Annotated in this window: 14 protein-coding genes; 7 read left to right on the top strand and 7 right to left on the bottom strand. The window is 68.8% G+C overall.

The genetic code is table 11. The features are described 5' to 3' along the window. Nucleotide 1 precedes the first annotated feature (1 nt). From HMPREF0591_RS17610 to HMPREF0591_RS17600, 3 genes are all read right to left on the bottom strand, one after another. Nucleotides 2-301 (bottom strand): PE family protein, encoded by a 300-nt coding sequence (locus tag HMPREF0591_RS17610; protein WP_007169981.1) that lies wholly within the window; start codon nucleotides 299-301, stop codon nucleotides 2-4. Between the two features lie 167 nt (nucleotides 302-468). After that, nucleotides 469-1,704: a PPE family protein gene (locus HMPREF0591_RS17605; protein ID WP_007169980.1), complete on the bottom strand. Its 1,236-nt coding sequence runs from the start codon at nucleotides 1,702-1,704 to the stop codon at nucleotides 469-471. A gap of 468 nt (nucleotides 1,705-2,172) precedes the next feature. After that, nucleotides 2,173-2,367 carry a ferredoxin gene (locus HMPREF0591_RS17600; RefSeq protein WP_007169979.1) on the bottom strand — a complete coding sequence of 65 codons (195 nt, stop codon included), beginning with the start codon at nucleotides 2,365-2,367 and terminating at the stop codon, nucleotides 2,173-2,175. A 212-nt stretch (nucleotides 2,368-2,579) separates the two neighbouring features. On the opposite strand from HMPREF0591_RS17600, the gene HMPREF0591_RS17595 reads away from it, so the two are divergent. Next, entirely contained in the window at nucleotides 2,580-3,752 is a 1,173-nt protein-coding gene (locus HMPREF0591_RS17595; protein ID WP_040623041.1) for a cytochrome P450, read from the top strand. A 33-nt stretch (nucleotides 3,753-3,785) separates the two neighbouring features. Here HMPREF0591_RS17595 and HMPREF0591_RS17590 read toward each other — a convergent pair whose 3' ends face one another. Both HMPREF0591_RS17590 and eccB read right to left on the bottom strand, forming a co-directional pair. Continuing rightward, nucleotides 3,786-7,955: a type VII secretion protein EccC gene (locus HMPREF0591_RS17590; protein ID WP_007169977.1), complete on the bottom strand. Its 4,170-nt coding sequence runs from the start codon at nucleotides 7,953-7,955 to the stop codon at nucleotides 3,786-3,788. Beyond that, a complete protein-coding gene (gene eccB / locus HMPREF0591_RS17585; protein WP_007169976.1) occupies nucleotides 7,952-9,469 on the bottom strand; it encodes a type VII secretion protein EccB in 1,518 nt (505 codons plus the stop codon). The genes HMPREF0591_RS17590 and eccB overlap by 4 nt, the downstream gene beginning before the upstream one ends. 401 nt (nucleotides 9,470-9,870) lie before the next feature. On the opposite strand from eccB, the gene malQ reads away from it, so the two are divergent. The 5 genes from malQ to HMPREF0591_RS17560 all read left to right on the top strand — a co-directional run bounded on the left by malQ (nucleotide 9,871) and on the right by HMPREF0591_RS17560 (nucleotide 15,853). After that, the gene (gene malQ, locus HMPREF0591_RS17580; protein ID WP_040623038.1) at nucleotides 9,871-12,033 is read left to right on the top strand and encodes a 4-alpha-glucanotransferase; all 2,163 of its coding nucleotides are present in this window, start codon (nucleotides 9,871-9,873) and stop codon (nucleotides 12,031-12,033) included. Between the two features lie 4 nt (nucleotides 12,034-12,037). Next, on the top strand, nucleotides 12,038-12,919 hold the full coding sequence (locus HMPREF0591_RS17575) for an LLM class F420-dependent oxidoreductase (RefSeq protein WP_007169974.1): 882 nt from the start codon (nucleotides 12,038-12,040) through the stop codon (nucleotides 12,917-12,919). Nucleotides 12,920-12,926: 7 nt separating this feature from the next. Then, complete coding sequence (locus tag HMPREF0591_RS17570; RefSeq protein ID WP_007169973.1) at nucleotides 12,927-13,394, top strand: nuclear transport factor 2 family protein; 468 nt, start codon at nucleotides 12,927-12,929, stop codon at nucleotides 13,392-13,394. Between the two features lie 317 nt (nucleotides 13,395-13,711). After that, nucleotides 13,712-15,460, top strand: coding sequence for a molybdopterin-dependent oxidoreductase (locus tag HMPREF0591_RS17565; RefSeq protein ID WP_040623303.1), 1,749 nt, complete (start codon nucleotides 13,712-13,714; stop codon nucleotides 15,458-15,460). A gap of 111 nt (nucleotides 15,461-15,571) precedes the next feature. Next, nucleotides 15,572-15,853, top strand: a complete 282-nt coding sequence (locus HMPREF0591_RS17560) for a hypothetical protein (protein WP_007169971.1) — start codon at nucleotides 15,572-15,574, stop codon at nucleotides 15,851-15,853. A 50-nt stretch (nucleotides 15,854-15,903) separates the two neighbouring features. Here the strand turns inward: HMPREF0591_RS17560 and HMPREF0591_RS17555 are convergent, their stop codons facing one another. After that, nucleotides 15,904-16,332, bottom strand: a complete 429-nt coding sequence (locus HMPREF0591_RS17555; protein WP_040623037.1) for a type II toxin-antitoxin system Rv0910 family toxin — start codon at nucleotides 16,330-16,332, stop codon at nucleotides 15,904-15,906. A gap of 126 nt (nucleotides 16,333-16,458) precedes the next feature. Beyond that, nucleotides 16,459-17,016, bottom strand: a complete 558-nt coding sequence (locus HMPREF0591_RS17550; protein ID WP_007169969.1) for a hypothetical protein — start codon at nucleotides 17,014-17,016, stop codon at nucleotides 16,459-16,461. A 113-nt stretch (nucleotides 17,017-17,129) separates the two neighbouring features. Between HMPREF0591_RS17550 and HMPREF0591_RS33145 the strand changes: the two genes are divergently transcribed. Next, a partial coding sequence (locus tag HMPREF0591_RS33145; protein ID WP_425270201.1) for a DUF4407 domain-containing protein occupies nucleotides 17,130-17,523 on the top strand: 394 nt, incomplete at its 3' end.

The raw sequence follows: 17,523 nt of genomic DNA, 5'->3' as shown, positions 1-17,523 counted from the left end.
TTTAACCCGTCGCGGCCGCGTTGGCCGCCTCAGTCACGGCATACGACCCCGAGCTCATGCTGAGGGTGTTTACGAACATTTCGTGAATGGCTGCCGCCTGCGCGCTGACGGCCTGATACATCTGGGCATGCGCGGCGAACTGGGCGGCGGTGAGCGCCGACACCTCGTCGGCCGCGGCCGGCACCACCCCCGTGGTGGGGGCCGCCGCGGCCGCGTTCTGCGCATTGAGCGCCGAGCCGATGCTCTGCAGGCTGCCGGCCGCCGCGCTCAGCGCCTCCGGCTGCGTCGTCACAAATGACATCTGGATTCCCCTCCTGGTCTTTCGGCTCGGTGCTCTTCGCGGAACGGTTCACCATTGGGCATACCGCGGGCATGGCTCATTCGTGAGATTAGATGGGTCACGCGCTGCCTTGCCTCCCTAGTGCCGAGTGTTCATTAGTGGACAACTTCCGTTCACCTGGACTTTCCTTATCCGGCCGATGGTGGGCGCGTCAGCACGCTGTAGCGGAAGCCGTACTTGTGCGTGTAGCCGGCGGCGGCGCCGGCACGACGGCCCATCGCACCGGTGGGCATGCCGCGCAGCAGCGCGTTGCCGGGCGGGCTGCTCGCCGAGACGGTCTGAATCGGAGCGGCCTCCACGTCGGTGGCTTCGGCCGGGCTCACCGAGGAGGCCAGCGTGGCCCACTGCTGGGGCACCGACAGCCCACCGACCTGAGCGGCCTGCCCGGCTCCGGCCGTCACCGCACCACCGGCGTTGCCCAGGCTGCCCAGGTTGCCCAGGCCCAGCTGGGCGAACTGCGGCGTCGGGAACCAGGTACCGGCCGAACCCACGGTCGAACCACCGGGTCCGAAGGTCAGCTGCTGGCCTATCGACCAGCCGAAGTTCCCGATACCCACGCCGAAATACGCCTGCAGCGTCTGTTTGATGATCGCCGTGTAGTTACCGGGGGTCAGCGACCACCAGTTGGTCGGGCTGGGCAGGACATCCTGCACAGAGCCGGTGGTCGGTGCCGTGCCGGCGGTGATGACTTGCTGCGCCGTCTGGGGGGCGGTTGCCGACAGCACCTGGGGTGTCGCCAGCTGCGACGACGTGTTGGAGACGGTCTGCGCCGTGTTGCCGGCCTGCTGCGTGGTGGCCTGTGTGACGGCGGCGAACTGTTGGGATTCGCCGTCCGGCGTGGTGGTCTGGGGCGCCGCGCTGAACGGCGTCATCTGCGACGCGGTCGTCGAGGAGGCGGCGTAGCCGTACATCGCCGCCGCGTCCTGGGCCCACATCTCCATGTATTGGGCCTCGGTCGCCATGATCGCCGGCGTGTTCTGCCCGAAGAAGTTCGTCGCGACCAGCGTCGCCAGCAAAACCCGGTTGGCGGCGATCACCGGCGGCGGCACCGTCATCGCAAACGCGGCCTCGAAGGCCGCCGCGGCGGCGCGCGCATGACCGGCGGTCTCCTCGGCCTGGCCGGCGATTGTCGTCAGCCAGCTCACGTAGGGCGTGACGGCCGCGATCATCGACGTCGAGGCCGGGCCCACCCAGGGTCCGTTGGTCAGTTCGTCGATGATCGAGTTGTAACCGCTTGCCGCCGTGCCCAATTCTGCGGCAAGTACATCCCAGGCTGCTGCCGCGACCATCATTGGCCCCGAACCCGGACCTGCATACATCCGGCCGGAATTGATTTCCGGCGGTAACGCCCCGAAGTCAAACACCTGTTCTCCTCAGTTGGCCGCGATCACTGGCGAACTCGACCGTCGTATCGGAATCAGTGGTGGCCGTGTTCACGGCTTCGTAAGCAAACGCCACCCCCCGGCCGCCGACATCCCGGGATCACCGACTCGAACCTTGCGGTCCACCACCCCAGTCGGCGGGCCGGCCGGCGCATCGTGCCGATCCCGTACCGTGCATCCAAAGGTGGTCTGCCACCACGCGTTTCGGACGTCCGTTCAGGAACAACGTGCACCCTTAAGCCTCGAATGAATCCCCTGTTGTCAGCAACCGAGCGACAGCTCGCGTGTGTCCGAACTGTCGCTCGCCCATGAGATTAGTTTGTTATCGGGAGTGCTCCGATACGCAATGCCAACTGTTCATTCCAGGCCAGCGATTGTTCACTCCCCGTCGACCAGCGTTCATTTTCGGCAACCGGTTGTTCACCCGCGGTTTGCCCGCCGGGAGGGTCGTCAGTCCTCTTCGATCACCAGCGCCATCTCCGGGCAGGAGGCGACGCCGTCGCGGGTCACCTGCTCGTCCCCCGGCCTGACCTCGTGTTCTTCCAGGGTCGAATAGCCAGAGTCGTCGATCGGGAACAGCTCCGGATCGACCGCATAGCACTGGGCGTGGCCCACGCACTTCGACTTCTCGAGACGAACCCGCACAGGTTTCCTCCCTACCCGGCCATGCGAATTCAGCAGGACCGCACTTGACGAATCGAGTCGTAGATTAGTCGGTCGGGGCGGTGGAGAAGAAGGTGCGGGCGCCGCCGCGGGCCGTAAGTCGCGCGTTCGGCCGGCACTTCGATTCGTGTCCCGTTGCGGCGGATGCGATATTGGTGTGCCACCAGACAAACAGACAGGCGGAGACTGGGCGCATGACCACTCCTGGCGGGGGCCAGTACGGCACGTTCCACCTTCCGCGGCTCGATTACGAGAAGTTGCCCATGGCCGTGGATCGAGGCGTCGGATGGAAGACGCTGCGCGACGCGGGGCCGGTGGTGTTCATGAACGGCCACTACTACATCACGCGCCGCGAGGACGTCCTGGCCGCGCTGCGCAACCCCAAGGTCTTCTCGTCGACGATCCTGCAGCCGCCCGGGCACCCGTTGCCCGTGGTGCCGTTGGCTTTTGACCCCCCTCAGCACACCCGCTACCGGAAGGTGCTGCAGCCGTTCTTCAGCCCCCACGGCCTCAGTGCGTCCCGGCCGGTGCTGGAACGGCACGCCGCCGAGATGATCGGTGCGCTTGCGGCCCAAGGCAAATGCGAAGTGATGGCCGATTTCGCCCGGCTCTACCCGTTTCAGGTCTTCATGGACCTCTACGGTCTGCCGTTGGCGGATCGGGACCGCCTGATCGGGTGGAAGGACGCCGTCGTCGGTGACAAGCCCTACCTCACGCCCGACGACCTCGAGCAGGGCCGGCACCTGCTCGCGTATCTGGTCGACGTGATCCAGCAACGGCGACAGAGCCCGGGATCCGACATGCTGTCGCGGATCATGGCCAGCGACGGCGACTTCAGTGACGTGGAACTGCTGGGCATGAGCCACCTGCTGATCCTGGCGGGGCTGGACACGGTGACGGCGGCGATCGGATTCTGCCTGCTCGAATTGGCGCGCCGGCCGCAGCTTCGCGACCTGCTTCGTGACGATCCCCGCCAGATCCGGGTCTTCGTCGAGGAGATCGTCCGGCTGGAGCCGTCGGCGCCGGTGGCACCCAGGGTCACCACCCAGGTCGTCGAAATCGGCGGCATGACGCTGCCCTCGGGCACATCGGTGCGGTTGTGCATGGCCGCGGTCAACCGCGACGACAGCGACGCCACGTCCGTCAACGAACTCGTGATGGACGGAAAGGTGCACCGGCACTGGGGATTCGGCGGCGGGCCGCACCGCTGCCTGGGATCGCACCTGGGGCGGATCGAGCTGACGGTGGTCGTCGGGGAATGGCTGAGGCAGATTCCCGACTTCGACCTGCCGGCGGACTACGCGCCCGAGATCAACTTCCCGTCAAAGAGTTTCGCGCTCAAAGAGTTACCGCTGCGCTGGGGCTGATCCAACCGACCCCAGCGCAGCGGTATCCGCGTCCTACTTGCGCAACTCCGTCGCCGCCACCTGGACGAACACACCGGTGTCCTCGGCCATCAGCAGGCCGCGGCCGCGGGGCAACGGGCCACCCTTCATCTTGCCGCGGATGAAGCCCTCGTCCGGGTCGGCGTCCATCACCAGCAGCGGCGCGTTGGCCTGGGCCAGCGCCCGCAGCATCGGGTCGCTGCCCGCCGAGGACCAGCCACCGAAGGTCCGCGTGACGATCACGTGCAATCCGACGTCGGCTGCCCTGGTCACCCATGGGGCGGCCTTGTGCAGCGGCGAATCGAAACCGGCCGGCAGCTGCTGGATGTCGTCGACGATCAGGAAGATCTCCGGACCGCTCCACCACGACCGGGACAGCAACTCCTCCGCGGACAGGCCGGGTGGCGGTTCGCGGCCCGCCAGGACCGCCGCCAACTCGCCCATCATCGCCTGCACGCCGTCGAGGTTGTACGCGAACTTCTCGACGTACTCCGAACCCAGCGTGGTCAGCAGCTGACGCCGCGGGTCCACCAGCCAGACCTGTGCCGAGGGCTGACCGGCCGGCGGCGTGGGCGCGCTGCTGGCGCCGGGCGCGTACAGCCGGCCGATCTCGCTCATGATGGTGGCCAGCGTGGTGGTGCGCCCACATTCGCGTCGACCGGTCACCATCAGGTGCGCGTTCTCGGCGAAGTTGAGATAAACCGGCGACAGGTCCAATTCCGAGATGGCCCAGGCGATTCCGCCCGCGCCGACCCCTTGCCGGGTGTCCCGTGCGGCCACCTCGCGCAGTTGCTCCAGGTCGAACCGGGCGGGGAGCCGGCGCACCGGCGGGGCCTGGCTGCTGGTGAGGCGACTGACCGCATCGATGATGCTGTCGGACTCGAAGACGTAGTCGGGCGTGGTGCCCAGCGCAGGCCGCGCCACCAGCGTGTGCAGACCGGCCTGTGGGTCGGAGTCCAGGCGGACGTAGTTGACGGCGACCATGCCGCGGCCGGGCTTGACCGGAACGTCCTTGGCGAACCGGGAACGCACCAGCTTCGCGTCCTCGACGGCCGCCAGGCGCAGCTCGACCCGGGAACCGAAACCGCTGCGCACCGGGGGCCGCAGCTCCGATTCGCGGTCGGCGGTGACCACCACGTGCACCCCGAACGAGGGGCCCTGGTTGATGATCAGGTTGACCTGCTCGATCAGCACCTCGTTCTCTTCGGCCAGCGCCCGGTAGTTGTCCACCACCAGGTAGACGTCGCCGAACCCGTCGTTGGGGACGGGGCCCGGCTCGCCGCCGAACTTGCGGCGCCGGAACACCTCCATCGAGGCGATCCCGTACTCGAGAAAGGTGCTCTTGCGCTGACGTACCAACGCGAGCAGTTCGGCCACCGTGCGGCGCACCCCGTACGGGTCGGTCGGACCCGCCACCTCACCCACGTGCGGCAACCGGGCGACGGTGGTCAGCGCGGTGCTGCTGTAGGCCAGGCAGTAGAACTGGACCTGCTCGGGGGTGTGCGTGAGCGCGGCCGAGCAGATCAGGGTCTGCAGGGCCGTCGTCTTGCCCGAACCGCCGGCGCCCAGGATCAGGACGTTGGCGCCGGGGCCCGAGGTGTCGACGGTCCACGGCGGCTGGTCGTGCTTGAACGGGCGGTCGATGATCCCGATCGGGAAGACCAGGTCGCGCGCCGTGCCGTAGTCCTCCTGCCACGGACGCCCGAGGAACCGGTCGACCAACTCGTCGATGGCGACGGGCTGGTTCAGCGGCGGTTGCCACAACCGGTACGGCTCGAAGTCGATCTTGCGCAGCTGATCGATGATCACCGTGCCGACCTTCGGAACCCGGATGCCCTCGACGTCTTCGTCGTCGGTCGGCGCGCCGTCGGCTTCGAGCGTCTCGCCGTTGGTGAGGGCGGCCGGGGTGAGCTCCGGGCCGCCCACGCTGACCTCGAGCGGGGTGAACGAGTTGGTGAACAGTTGCGGCCGAACGTAATCGATGCTGTGCACCAACGCCGGCGCCTCCTCACCGTCGTCGGTGAGCCCGCGCGGGAAGTAGTCCCGCCACAGGAACTCGGCCTGGAACCGGACGATGTCCTCCAGGCTGCGCCGGAAGTAACCCAGACCCGCCTGCGCGGGCAGGTTCACCGCGTTGGGCACGCCGGCCGCCTGCGCGGCGCCGGCGGTGCGGGCCTTCAGCACCAGCCGGTAACCCATGTTCTCCATGAGCTTTTCGGCGCGGCTCTCGATCGTCTGCGACGCCATCATCAGGTGGATCCAGTACGCGCGGCCCTGCCGCCCGATCGAGTCGAGCACGTCGACCGCCGTCGGCATGATGCGGAACCATTCGTAGAACTCGTCGATGACCACCACGAGCATCGGCAGTGGGGCCATGTCCTGGCCGCGGGCCTGCATCCTGAGCCGGACCGAGTTGTACTCCTTGGCGTCGTCGACGCCGGCGCTGTCGCAGATCGCCTTGCGGCGGGCGATCTCGCCCCACAGGGCGTCCAGGAAGCGTTCCATCAGCGCCTGGTCCTCTTCCAGGTCGGTGATGATGCGCGACACGTGCGGTACCCCGGCGAACGGCTTGACCGCCGACCCACCCTTGAGGTCGGCCAGCACGAACTGCAGCTCCTCCGGCGGGTGGCTGAGCATCAGCGACTCGATCACGGTCCGCACGAGGGTCGACTTACCCGAACCCGTCGTTCCGGACATGACACCGTGCGGACCGTCGCCGCCCTCGTCCAGCGACTTCATGTCCAGGAACAGCAGCTCGCCGTTGTCGGAGCGGTTACCGAACGGCGCCCGCAGTCGCGACCGGCCCATCGTGTCGGTGCGTGCGCCCCACAGTGCCTGGAAGTCGATGCGGCCCGGGTCGTCGATCCCGTAGTAGGCCATGATGTCCCGGGCGCCGATGTGGGCCACCCGCTGGCCGATCTCCTCGTAGGCCTCGGCCAGCCGCCAGCGAGCCAGTGCCTGGGCGAACTCCTCCGCCTCGGCGATGCTGATGTGGTCGGTCAGGGCGAAGAACCACGGCTTCTCGTCGATCACCATCCAGGTGTCGCGGTCGCGGGGCAGCGCCTCGATCACGCCCTTGTCGTCGAACCGCAAGGTGCGCTCGGGAACCGACGTCCACATCGAAGATCCGGTCAGGTCGAAGAACGTCACCCCGTCGACGCCTTCGGCGCTGATGACGTACTCCCATTGGGGATCGACGACGTCGGCCACGATCACCGTGTGGGGCGTCGGGGTCTGCGCCGACGAACTGGCGTGCCGCGGGGTGAACGACCCACGGCCGGCGAACAATTCGGCCTGCTCGGCGGCGAACTCGCGCACCGAGCTGTAGACCATCCGCGCGTTCCCCGCCGCGTCCTGGCGCCGCGGGTCGCCGAAGTGCGGAATCCACTTCACCCAGTCCCACTCGTCGAGGTCCGAGCTGACGACCACCATCTGCACGTGGTCGGGGCCGTGCGAGAACGCCAGCTGGCAGATGATGGCCCGCATCAGGCCGAGAACCTGCTCCCGCTCGCCGTCGAGCGAGTACCACGGTTCGACGAGCAACGAGATCATCTTGGGCAGGTTGTAGACGACGCTCTGGTAGCGCCCGAATTCCTGCAGCGCCTTACCGGTCACCGGCTCCAGCTCGATGTCGGTCGGCATGTTCTGGGGCTCACCCCAGGTCACCTCGGGCCGCGTCATGCCGACGCCGACGCGGACCACACCGAAGTTGAGGTCCTTGCCGTCTGGCTTGCGTTCCCACATCCGCGGCGACCCCACCGCGGCGGACAGCGTCGTGGGCGCCGGATGGAACCACCGGTAGTTGGCGTCCATGCTGTCGGCCGACTCGTGGGCGGTCTCACGCAGCATGTCCAGCATCAGCATGAACTGGGCCCGCATCGAGTCCAGCTTGGGCCGGCTCATCTGCTGCTGGCCGCCGAACCGGCCGCCGAACATCATCATCGCGACGCCGCCGATCATGAAGATCGGGAAGATGGCGCCGGCGCCGCCGAACACGTGCGAGCCGCTGGCGAAGGTCATGCCGACCATGCCGATCAGCAGGCCGACGACCAGGACGCCGACCACGACCAGCCACCAGGGCTTGCCCTCCGGTGGCGGAATGCTCAGGGGCGTCGGAAGGACGATGTTCTCCGGCTTGATGACCGGAGGCTTCTCCGGTGTCGGCCGAGCAAACCCGCGTTTCACTTAGGTACCGCCAATTCTCCTGGGGACGTGTCCATCGGTAGGGTGTCGTGCTCCACGAGCGCGTCCGCCCGCGACAGGGTCGGGCCTTGTGGGAGCAGCCGCAGCGCCACCCACGGCGCCAGGCTCGGTTTCGTCTTCAGCCCCAGCGCCTCACGCACCTCGCGGGTGTCGTCGACGCCGAACCGGGCGCCCGCGTCCGTCAGCCACCACAGCGACTCCGTCGTCTTGGCGCCGGGGTCGTTGCCGGTGACGGCCACGAAGTTGCCGTAGTCGGGCCCGAAGAACACCTGGTCGGCCTCGCGGCCCGTGGTGTCGGCCTTGACCAGGGACACCACCTTGTTCTCGTCCTTGGCCGCGACGGGAATCGTTGCGCCGGAGATGACCTGGATGCGGGCCCGGTTCTCGCCCGAGGTCTTCTGCCACCACCAGCAGGTCGCCGGATTCTCGCGGATGTCCGCCACGTTCAGCGGCGCGTCCGGGTAGGAGGACAGGTCCAGCTTGTTGACCACCGGCATTTTGGCCAGGGCCGACGGCTCCACGGTCACCGGTTTGGTGTTGCCCGGCCCGGCGTTCTGCAGGATCTGCGCCACCAACGGCGGCAGCGTCTGGAGGCCGTCGGCCAACACCAGCGAATACTGTTGCGGCCCACTGATTTGCGGCGTCACGATGACGGTGCCGATCGGGCCGGGGGCGCCCGGGAACGAGGCGGCGGAGCCCGCGTTCTGGATCTGCGGCACGGTCAGTTCCGGGCCCACCGGCAAGGCGTCGAACAGCGCGCGGCTCATGGGCTTCGCCTGCCCGACCTGCTCGGGCGTCAGGCCCAGGGGCAACAGCACCGACCGGTTCGTCGCGTCGATCCGTGACCGGCGCCCCTCGCGGATCACCCACGCGTCGCCGCCGTAGCTGAGCACCACCGCGTCGGTCCCGTTGAGCACGTGCCGGTGGTTGCTGAGGTCGGGGTTCCCGTCGATGACGGTCACCGTGACGCCGGACGGGGCGCTGACCCCGGTCGAGGTGGCGACGGTGTCGCACACCAACCACGACGACGTCGACGGACTCGTGGTGTGGAAGTTCGACGGCGCACCGGGGATGCCCACCAGCGGGCCGCGCGGCAGGCTGGCGATCTGGTTGGACTTGACCAGGTGCGGGTTGTCCGGCCGGCCGGTGATCAGCCGCGCCGACGCGAGGTTAAGCGCCGGGTACAGCCGGTCGCCCACGCGGACGTACAGCGCGCCCGAGTCGCGGTCGGCGATGATCGGCGAATCCCCCACTTGGCCCGCCGGGCTGAGGAACGAGTAGAGCAGGGCGCCCAGGCAGATCACCAGGGCGGCCGACACCGAGGCCACCACGGCCAGCGTCTGCCGCCGGCCGGGCTCGACCTCCATGCGGACGCGCCAGCGGGTGAGCGCCATGGCGGTGCGGCGAGCGAGGAATTGGTAGCCGGTTACCTGGGTCCGCGTCGACAACCCGAGGCCATACCCCGACCCGCGTTGCCCGCGACTCTCTTCCGCCACGTTAATTCACCATCCGGTCTGCTAGAACGCCTGGATATTGTCCGTCGTAAATATCCGCTGCACGAATTACATCGACAACCGTAAGGCACCGGTACGGGCCTCGCCACGCGGCGCCGATGGGGTTCGCTGCTACATCTCTTCGTCCGCGGATGACCGGTTGTCGGCGGCTCGCCGCCGATGCGGCCGCGAGCAGCCTGCCAGGCGCCGTTGAGCTGGCATCTTCTGTTCCCCCGCCGATCCCGCCCGGACTCCTCATGTCTCCTCAGGGCATCGTAATGGCGAATGGCCGGCTCGTCCTGTCGAGCGTGCGCCCTGGGCGAACGGCCACGGCGGGCGACGCCTTCCCTCCCCGGCCTCTCCCGATTGGTCGGCCGGCGGATTCTGGCAGCAAGATGTCCGGTATGAGTGAGCTCGCGCCGTCGCTGGTCGAACTTGCCCGGCGGTACGGCATCGCGACCGAATACGAGGACTGGACCGGGCGGCGGGTGCCGGTCTCGCCGACGACCCTGGTGGCCGTGTTGGCCGCGCTCGGGGTGGCGGCGGGCAGCGAGCAGGAGCGCAACGCGGCCCTGACCGCGAAGCTGCGGGCGCACTGGGCCCGCCGGCTGCCGCCGACCATCGTCGGCCGCACCGGAGAGCAGACCCGGTTCTGGGTGCACGTGACCCACGGCGACCCGGCCGAGGTCTGGCTGCAGCTGGAGGACGGCACCGTGCGCGGCGGGATCCAGCAGGTGGACAACTTCACCCCGCCGTTCGACCTGGACGGGCGCTGGGTCGGCGAGGCCAGCTTCGTGCTGCCGGGCGATTTGCCGCTGGGCTACCACCGCGTGCACCTGCGTTCCGGCGGCGACGAGACCAGCACGGCCCTGATCATCACGCCGGACTGGCTCGGGCTGCCGGAGCGGCTCGGGGCCCGCCGGGGCTGGGGCCTGGCCGCCCAGCTCTACAGCGTGCGCTCCGGCCAGTCGTGGGGGGTCGGCGACCTGACCGACCTGACCGACCTGGCGGTGTGGTCGGCGTCGCGGCACGGCGCCGACTATCTCCTGGTCAATCCGCTGCACGCGGCCGCGCCGACGCGGCCCATAGAGCCGTCCCCCTACCTGCCGACGTCGCGCCGCTTCGTCAACCCGATCTATCTGCGCGTCGAGGCCATCCCCGAGCTCGCCGAGCTGCCCAAGCGCAGCCGGGTGCGCCGGCTGCGTGCCGAGGTGCAACTCAAAGCCGCCCGGCGCGACGCCATCGATCGCGACGGCGCGTGGGCGGCGAAGCGCGCCGCGCTCGAGCTGCTGCACCGGGTGCCGCGGTCGGCGGGACGGGAGTTGTCCTACGAGGCCTTCCGCGGCCGTGAGGGGCGCGCGCTCGACGACTTCGCCACCTGGTGCGCGCTGGCCGAGAAGTACGGCGACGACTGGCATTCCTGGCCGGAGTCGCTGCGGCATCCCCACGCGCCGGGCGTGGCCGCCTTCGTCGCCAAGCATCCGGACGCGGTCGACTTCCATCGATGGCTGCAATGGCAACTCGACGAGCAACTCGCCGCCGCGCAGTCCCGGGCGGTCCGGGCCGGCATGGCACTGGGCGTGATGCACGACCTGGCCGTCGGGGTGCATCCCAACGGCGCCGACGCGTGGGCCCTGCAGGACGTGCTGGCGCTGGGCGTCACCGCCGGCGCGCCGCCCGACGAGTTCAACCAGCTCGGCCAGGACTGGTCCCAGCCGCCGTGGCGGCCCGACCGCCTCGACGCCGAGGAGTATCGGCCCTTCCGAGCGCTGATCCGCGCGGTGCTGCGGCACTCCGGCGGCGTGCGCATCGACCACATCATCGGCTTGTTCCGGCTGTGGTGGATCCCGCAGGGGTTGCCGCCGACCGACGGCACCTACGTGCGATACGACCACGAGGCGATGATCGGCATCGTCGCCCTGGAGGCGCACCGCGCGGGGGCCGTGGTCGTCGGCGAGGATCTCGGCACGGTCGAGCCGTGGGTGCGCGACTACCTGCTGCTGCGCGGCTTGCTCGGCACGTCGATCCTCTGGTTCGAGCTCGACCGCGACGGAAACGGCGGTCCCCTGCCGGCCGAGCGCTGGCGCGAGTACTGCCTGTCCTCGGTGACCACCCACGACCTGCCGCCGACCGCCGGCTACCTGGCCGGTGAGCACGTGCGCCTGCGCGAGTCCCTGGGCCTGCTGACCCGTCCCGCCGAGGACGAGCTCGCCTCGAACCGGGCGGAGCTGGCGGCGTGGTTGGCCGAGTTGCGCCGGGTCGGGTTGCTCGCGGAAGGCGAGGAGGACGTGGAAAGCGTCGTGCTCGCCTTGTACCGCTATCTGGGCCGGACGCCGTCGCGGCTGGTGGGCGTGGCCCTGACTGACGCGGTCGGTGATTGCCGGACCCAGAATCAACCCGGGACCACCGACGAATACCCCAACTGGCGGGTACCGCTGACCGGGCCCGACGGGCGCCCGGTGCTGCTCGAGGACCTGTTCACCGATGCCCGCGCCGCCACCCTGGCCGAGGCGGTGCGCGGCGCGATCGCGCCCGCGGCCGTCGAGACGGCGCCTGTTAGCTTTTGAGCCCATGAAGGTCTCAGTCGTGGCACCGGTCGGCGACGGCGTCACCGCGGACCCCGAGTGGATGGCGGCCTTCGCGCTTCACCTGGAGCGATGCGGGTTCGAGTCGGTCGTCGTCGTCGAGCACACCGTGCTGGTCACCCGCTACGAGAGCGTCTACCCGTACGACAGCTCCGGGCGCGTCGGGCTGGCCGCCGACTGCCCCATCCCCGACCCGCTCGATCTGCTGGCCTTCCTGGCCGGCCGCACCACCACCCTGGGGCTGGCCACCGGCGTGCTGGTGCTGCCCAACCACCATCCGGTGGTGCTCGCCAAGCGGGCCGCCACCGTGGACGCCCTGTCCGGTGGCCGGCTGCGGCTGTGCGTCGGCGTGGGCTGGCTCAGGGAGGAACTCGAGGCGTGCGGCGCGGACTTCGACAGCCGCGGCAGGCGCGCCGACGAGCAGATGGCCGTCTTGCGGACGCTGTGGGCCGATCAACCGCACGGGGCGTCGCACCACGGCGAGTTCTTCGCCTTCGACGACGTCACGTGTTACCCCAAACCCGTTGCCGGCGAACGGCTTCCCATACACATCGGCGGCCATAGCCGGGCGGCCGCGCGCCGCGCGGGGCGGCTCGGCGACGGCTTCCAGCCGCTCGGCGTCACCGGCCCGAAACTGGCGGAATTGATCTCGGTGATGCGCGACGAAGCGTCCGCGGCGGGCCGCGACCCGGCGACCCTCGAAGTGTCCCTGGGCCATGCGGTGCACAAGATCGACGCCGACCGCGCGGGCGGCCTCGCCGATCAGGGCGCCGACCGGCTGGTGCTGGCCATGCCGGCGACCGCCGACATCGAGCAGGCCAAGGACATGCTGTCCGCGTGCGCGCAACGGCTGTCCTTGATCTCGTGATCCGCCCATGACCATCTCGGCCGAACAGCGCGCGGCGCTCAGCGACCTGGTGCACCGATACGCCGCCCTGGTGGACGAGCGCCAATTCGATTCCGTCGCGGCGCTGTTCACCGACACCGCGGTGCTGACGGTGCCCGAGCCACCCAGGGCGCTGGAACCGATCCATGCACACCGGGGCCGGGACGCCATCGCCGCCGCGGTCTCCGCCGTCGGGACCGTCGCCCGCACCGAGCACGCCATCGTCGGCGAGGTGTACGACGGGGCCGCCGCGCCGGGCACCGCCCGCGGTCGCGTGGCGTGCATCGCCCATCACTGGGACCGGCGCGGCGACGAGATCGTCGACGTGGTGTGGCATCTGCGCTACGACGACGAGTACGAGCTGACCGACCGCTGGCGGATCGGCCGTCGCGTCCTGACCATCAACGCCCTTGAGACTCGTTCGGCCCGTCGGGTGCGACCACACGACGCGACCTAGCGGGCTGGCAGAAGACTTTGCGCAAACTCACAGCGTCCGCGCATGATCCGAATTTGCGGTAGCAAACGGCTGATTTTTGGGCAGTTGCGGTTACCTTCGCCGGGTGCGTGGCGGATTTTGCTCGTTCCCGACCGAAGCCGCACGCGGCCGGTCCGAACGGGCCCGCCGGCGACGCATTTCTTCCTGATCGTGTCCAATTAATACAAGTCGATCCGTGTATTTTCGGCCGCGTGACGAACACCGAACATCGGAGCCGAGACGCCGATCCCGCCGGGACCACCGAAGGACGCGCGGCGCCGAACGGCAACGTATCGACACTGGCAGCGGGCACCCCGCTGGAGTCGCCACCGGATTACCGCAGCGAGATTCACACCGCCGAAGACGTCATCGACGTCGAAACCTATGGCGGCGGCTTCGATCTCACCCGGCGGGCGACCGCGCCGAAGCTGCGCATCGGCCGCGACCGGTGGTTCAACCTGCTCTGGCTGATCCCCATCGGCTTTGCCTTGCTGATCGCCGGGGTGGCCGTCGGCAAAGGTCTGCACAACATGCCGGCCGTCCAGGCGTTCATTCAGCGCTATCCCGGGACGGACAGCGCCGGTGTCACCCCCGGCCTGCCCGCGTGGATCGGATGGACGCACTTCTTCAACCTCTTCATGATGATGTTCATCATCAGGACGGGGATCCAGATCCTCTGCGACCACCCCCGCCTCTACTTCAGCCGCAACGCCACCCCGGGTAAGGACGAGTGGCTGCGGGTGGGCCCGCCGGTACCGGACGACGAGTTGTGGACCGCCAACGCCGACACCGTAGCGCTGCCACCGCAATTGGGGCTGCCCGGGTTCCGGCACTCGATCGGCCTGGCCCGCTGGTGGCACCTCGGCGTGGACGTGCTGTGGCTCGTCAACGGGGCGGTCTTCTACGTGCTGCTGTTCGCGACGGGACAGTGGCGGCACATCGTGCCGACGAGCTGGGACGTCTTCCCCAACGCGGCATCGGTGGCCGTCCAGTACCTATCGCTGGACTGGCCGACCGACAACGGGTGGGTGGCCTACAACGGGCTGCAGTTGCTGGCCTACTTCACCACGGTATTCATCGCCGCGCCGGCGGCGCTGATCACCGGCCTGGGGATGTCGCCCGCGCTCTCGCAGCGCGTGCACTGGCTCAGCAAGCGGTTGAGCATCCAGCACGCGCGGTCGCTGCATTTCGTGGTGCTGGTCTACTTCCTGTTCTTCATCCTGGTGCACGTCACGATGGTGCTGACGACCAACGCGCTGCGAAACCTCAACCACATGTTCGCCTCCCGCGACGACAACAGCTGGGTGGGCTTCGGGATCTTCGCTGCGGCCATGGTGCTGACGGCGATCGCGTGGGTTTGGGCCACTCCCTTCACGATTCGTCACCCTCGCGTCATCCAGCGGGTGGGGTACGCGCTGGTCGGCCCGTTCCAGCGCATGCTTGAACAGCTCGACCCCAAGCCCGGCGCCTTCACCGAAAAGGACATCTCGCCGCATCACTGGCGCAACGGCCGCCTGCCGGAGACCGTCGAGTACAAGGAGCTGGAAGCCAACGACTTCAAGGACTGGCGGCTCAAGGTTTACGGCCTCGTCGAGCACCCGATGGAGTTCTCGCTCGAGGACCTGATGGCGCTGCCCTACCACGAGCAGATCAGCCAGCACTTCTGCATCCAGGCCTGGTCGGGTGTCGCCAAATGGGGTGGCGTGCAGATGAAGACGATCATGGACATCGTCAAGCCGCTGCCGGAAGCCAAGTGGGCGGTGTTCTATTCGATGGGCCTGGGCGCAACGGGCGGCATCTATTACAACGCCCATCACATCGGCCAGATGGATCACCACATGACGATGCTCGCCTACAAGATGAACGATCAGCCCCTCCCCTACATGCACGGCAGGCCGCTGCGGCTGCGCAACGAATTGCAGCACGGCTTCAAGCTCGTCAAGTGGATCAAGGGCATCGAGTTCGTCGCCGACTACCGCGACATCGGCAGCGGTTACGGCGGTTACAGCGAAGACCACAAGTACTTCGGGCGACACCAGACCCTGTAGGGCGTCGCGCCCCGAAAGCGTCTCCTCACGTCTCCTCACGCCGTTTGTCCCGACGGCAATCCGGGTAGCACCACGGAAGCGGCCGAACGGAATTGACCCGAGGAGACGCTCATGACGCACAGTCCCGTGGACAACGACCTGATCCTGAGCCAGCAGCACGCCGAGCCGGCGCGAGACCCCGACCGAACGGCCGGGCTCGTCATCGTCGGGGCCGCCGTCCTCGCGTTCGCCGTGTGCGTGGCCACGTTCGCCCTCGGGGACGCCGGCGCGGGTGTCGCCGCCGCGATCGTCGCCCTGCTCGCGTTCGGGGCCGGCCTGGCCTGGCTGGCCATGGACCGCAGGCGGATTCGCGATGCCGAACGGGGCGGGCCGCTCGGTCACGCGGCGCGGTAGCCGCTTTCGCGTGTCGCTCTCGTCTGTCGCAGGCGGCTACGGCAGGGGCGTTACTGCAGGGCGGCCAGGTTCTTCACCGACTTCTCCACGTCGGAGCGCAGCACCCGGGCCACCAGCCCCCCGATCGGCCCGCTGAGCAGCCCGCCCCCCAGGTCCGCCGTGAGGTGAAAGTCGGTTCCGGGGTCTTCACCGGTGACCTCCATCGCCACCCCGAGGCGGATCCCACCGCGGCCGCGCCCCTGCAGCTCAATCGATTTCGGTTCGTCGTAGCGGGTGACCGTCCAGTGGATGACGTTGCGGAACCCCTTGACCTTGACGCACGACGAGACGCAGGTGCCCTCCTCGATCTTGTCGGGGACGGGTCCGCGCCACCCGGCGAAAATCGTCATCCACTCGTCGAACCGACTCAGGTCGGACGCCAGCTTCCACGCGGCCTCCGGGTCTACCTTCGACGACACCGAGACATCCACACGTGCCAAGTCTCCAAGCTCCTCCCCAGACGATGGTCGCTGCGGGCGCCGGCACCCCAGCACGCGCAACGCGCACTGAGTACCCGCGGACGGGCGGGGCTATGCGTCGGGCGGGGGTTATGCGTCGGGCGGGCCCTACGGCCAGGCCTCCTGCAATTGCTGCGCGACGTCGATGATCTGCGCGGCCTGGGACTGGGGTGCGTCGATCTCCTCGGCGACGTACTGGGCGACGAACCGGCGGATCTCGCCGTCGACGCCCGCGAGGATGCGCAGCACCTCGCCGCGGAAGGACTTCGACGACACGTTGACGGTGATGTCGGAGGGCCGCGGCTTCGCGACGTCGACGATCAGCAGCAGCGGCTCGGCGGCCCGCGCCGTGGCCCGCAGCGCGATATCCCCCGAGACCACGAACCGCTGCTTGTCGAGCCGAAGGTCCAGCAGCAAATCGATCGACAAGGGAATGTGTATGACGAAGGTGATGCTGTCACCAAGGCGGCGTGTGACTTTGGGCTCGTGGATCTTCACGTTGGCGCTGACCTTGGCGATCCCGCCGGGTCCCTGCGCGATGGGCTCCATGGCGAACTCGTTGCCGGCGATGTCGGCGAACGCGGCGGCGACACGCTCGGGCGTGACCGCGACCTCGAAGAACCTGCGCCCGAACTCTTCGTAGGTGACATAATCGTGAATCTCCATAGGCTTATACCGTCTCACGGCGGGCGCCGGAACCGTCGCTGATCCGACCGCGTCGCCGGAAATCCCCGACCGCCACGCTGCCCCCGCCGACCTGGGCCAGAGCGGATCGCGGTGTGAGGCACGCCACACGCGAGGGGCTTCGATTCGATGCGGCGGGCGGTGGCCTGGGAGGCTTGTCGGATTGGGAGGTGTTGTTGATGTGCGCCCGGGAAGCTACCGACCTGCGCTGGGCCCGGTGGCCGGCGGCCCTGCTCACCTGGCTCGGCGGCGGGCAAGCACGCGAGCTCGGTGAGCGCCACGAGCGGTCCACCCATGCCATCACCGGCGCCGTGGTGCTGGCCGGGGCGGCGCTGGCCTGGCTCGTCGCTGCCCTGGCGGTGAGCGAGTCCGCCCGCTGGCCGCTCGTTTCCGTCATCCCGCTGACCCTGGTCCTCGGCGTGCTGGTCGGCGCGGTCACCCGCGCCACGGCCGCCGGGTCCCCGCGTCGGCCCGGCGTCGGGGCGCGCG

It is taken from the genome of Mycobacterium parascrofulaceum ATCC BAA-614 (assembly GCF_000164135.1).
Taxonomy (GTDB): domain Bacteria; phylum Actinomycetota; class Actinomycetes; order Mycobacteriales; family Mycobacteriaceae; genus Mycobacterium; species Mycobacterium parascrofulaceum.
This window is presented reverse-complemented; position numbering and strand designations above follow the sequence as displayed.

Excerpts from the sequence above, each read along its gene's own strand:
- HMPREF0591_RS17610 (WP_007169981.1), bottom strand. The coding sequence starts at position 301 with ATGTCATTTGTGACGACGCAGCCGGAGGCGCTGAGCGCGGCGGCCGGC.
- HMPREF0591_RS17595 (WP_040623041.1), top strand. The coding sequence starts at position 2,580 with ATGACCACTCCTGGCGGGGGCCAGTACGGCACGTTCCACCTTCCGCGG.
- malQ (WP_040623038.1), top strand. The coding sequence starts at position 9,871 with ATGAGTGAGCTCGCGCCGTCGCTGGTCGAACTTGCCCGGCGGTACGGC.
- HMPREF0591_RS17575 (WP_007169974.1), top strand. The coding sequence starts at position 12,038 with ATGAAGGTCTCAGTCGTGGCACCGGTCGGCGACGGCGTCACCGCGGAC.
- HMPREF0591_RS17570 (WP_007169973.1), top strand. The coding sequence starts at position 12,927 with ATGACCATCTCGGCCGAACAGCGCGCGGCGCTCAGCGACCTGGTGCAC.
- HMPREF0591_RS17560 (WP_007169971.1), top strand. The coding sequence starts at position 15,572 with ATGACGCACAGTCCCGTGGACAACGACCTGATCCTGAGCCAGCAGCAC.
- HMPREF0591_RS17550 (WP_007169969.1), bottom strand. The coding sequence starts at position 17,016 with ATGGAGATTCACGATTATGTCACCTACGAAGAGTTCGGGCGCAGGTTC.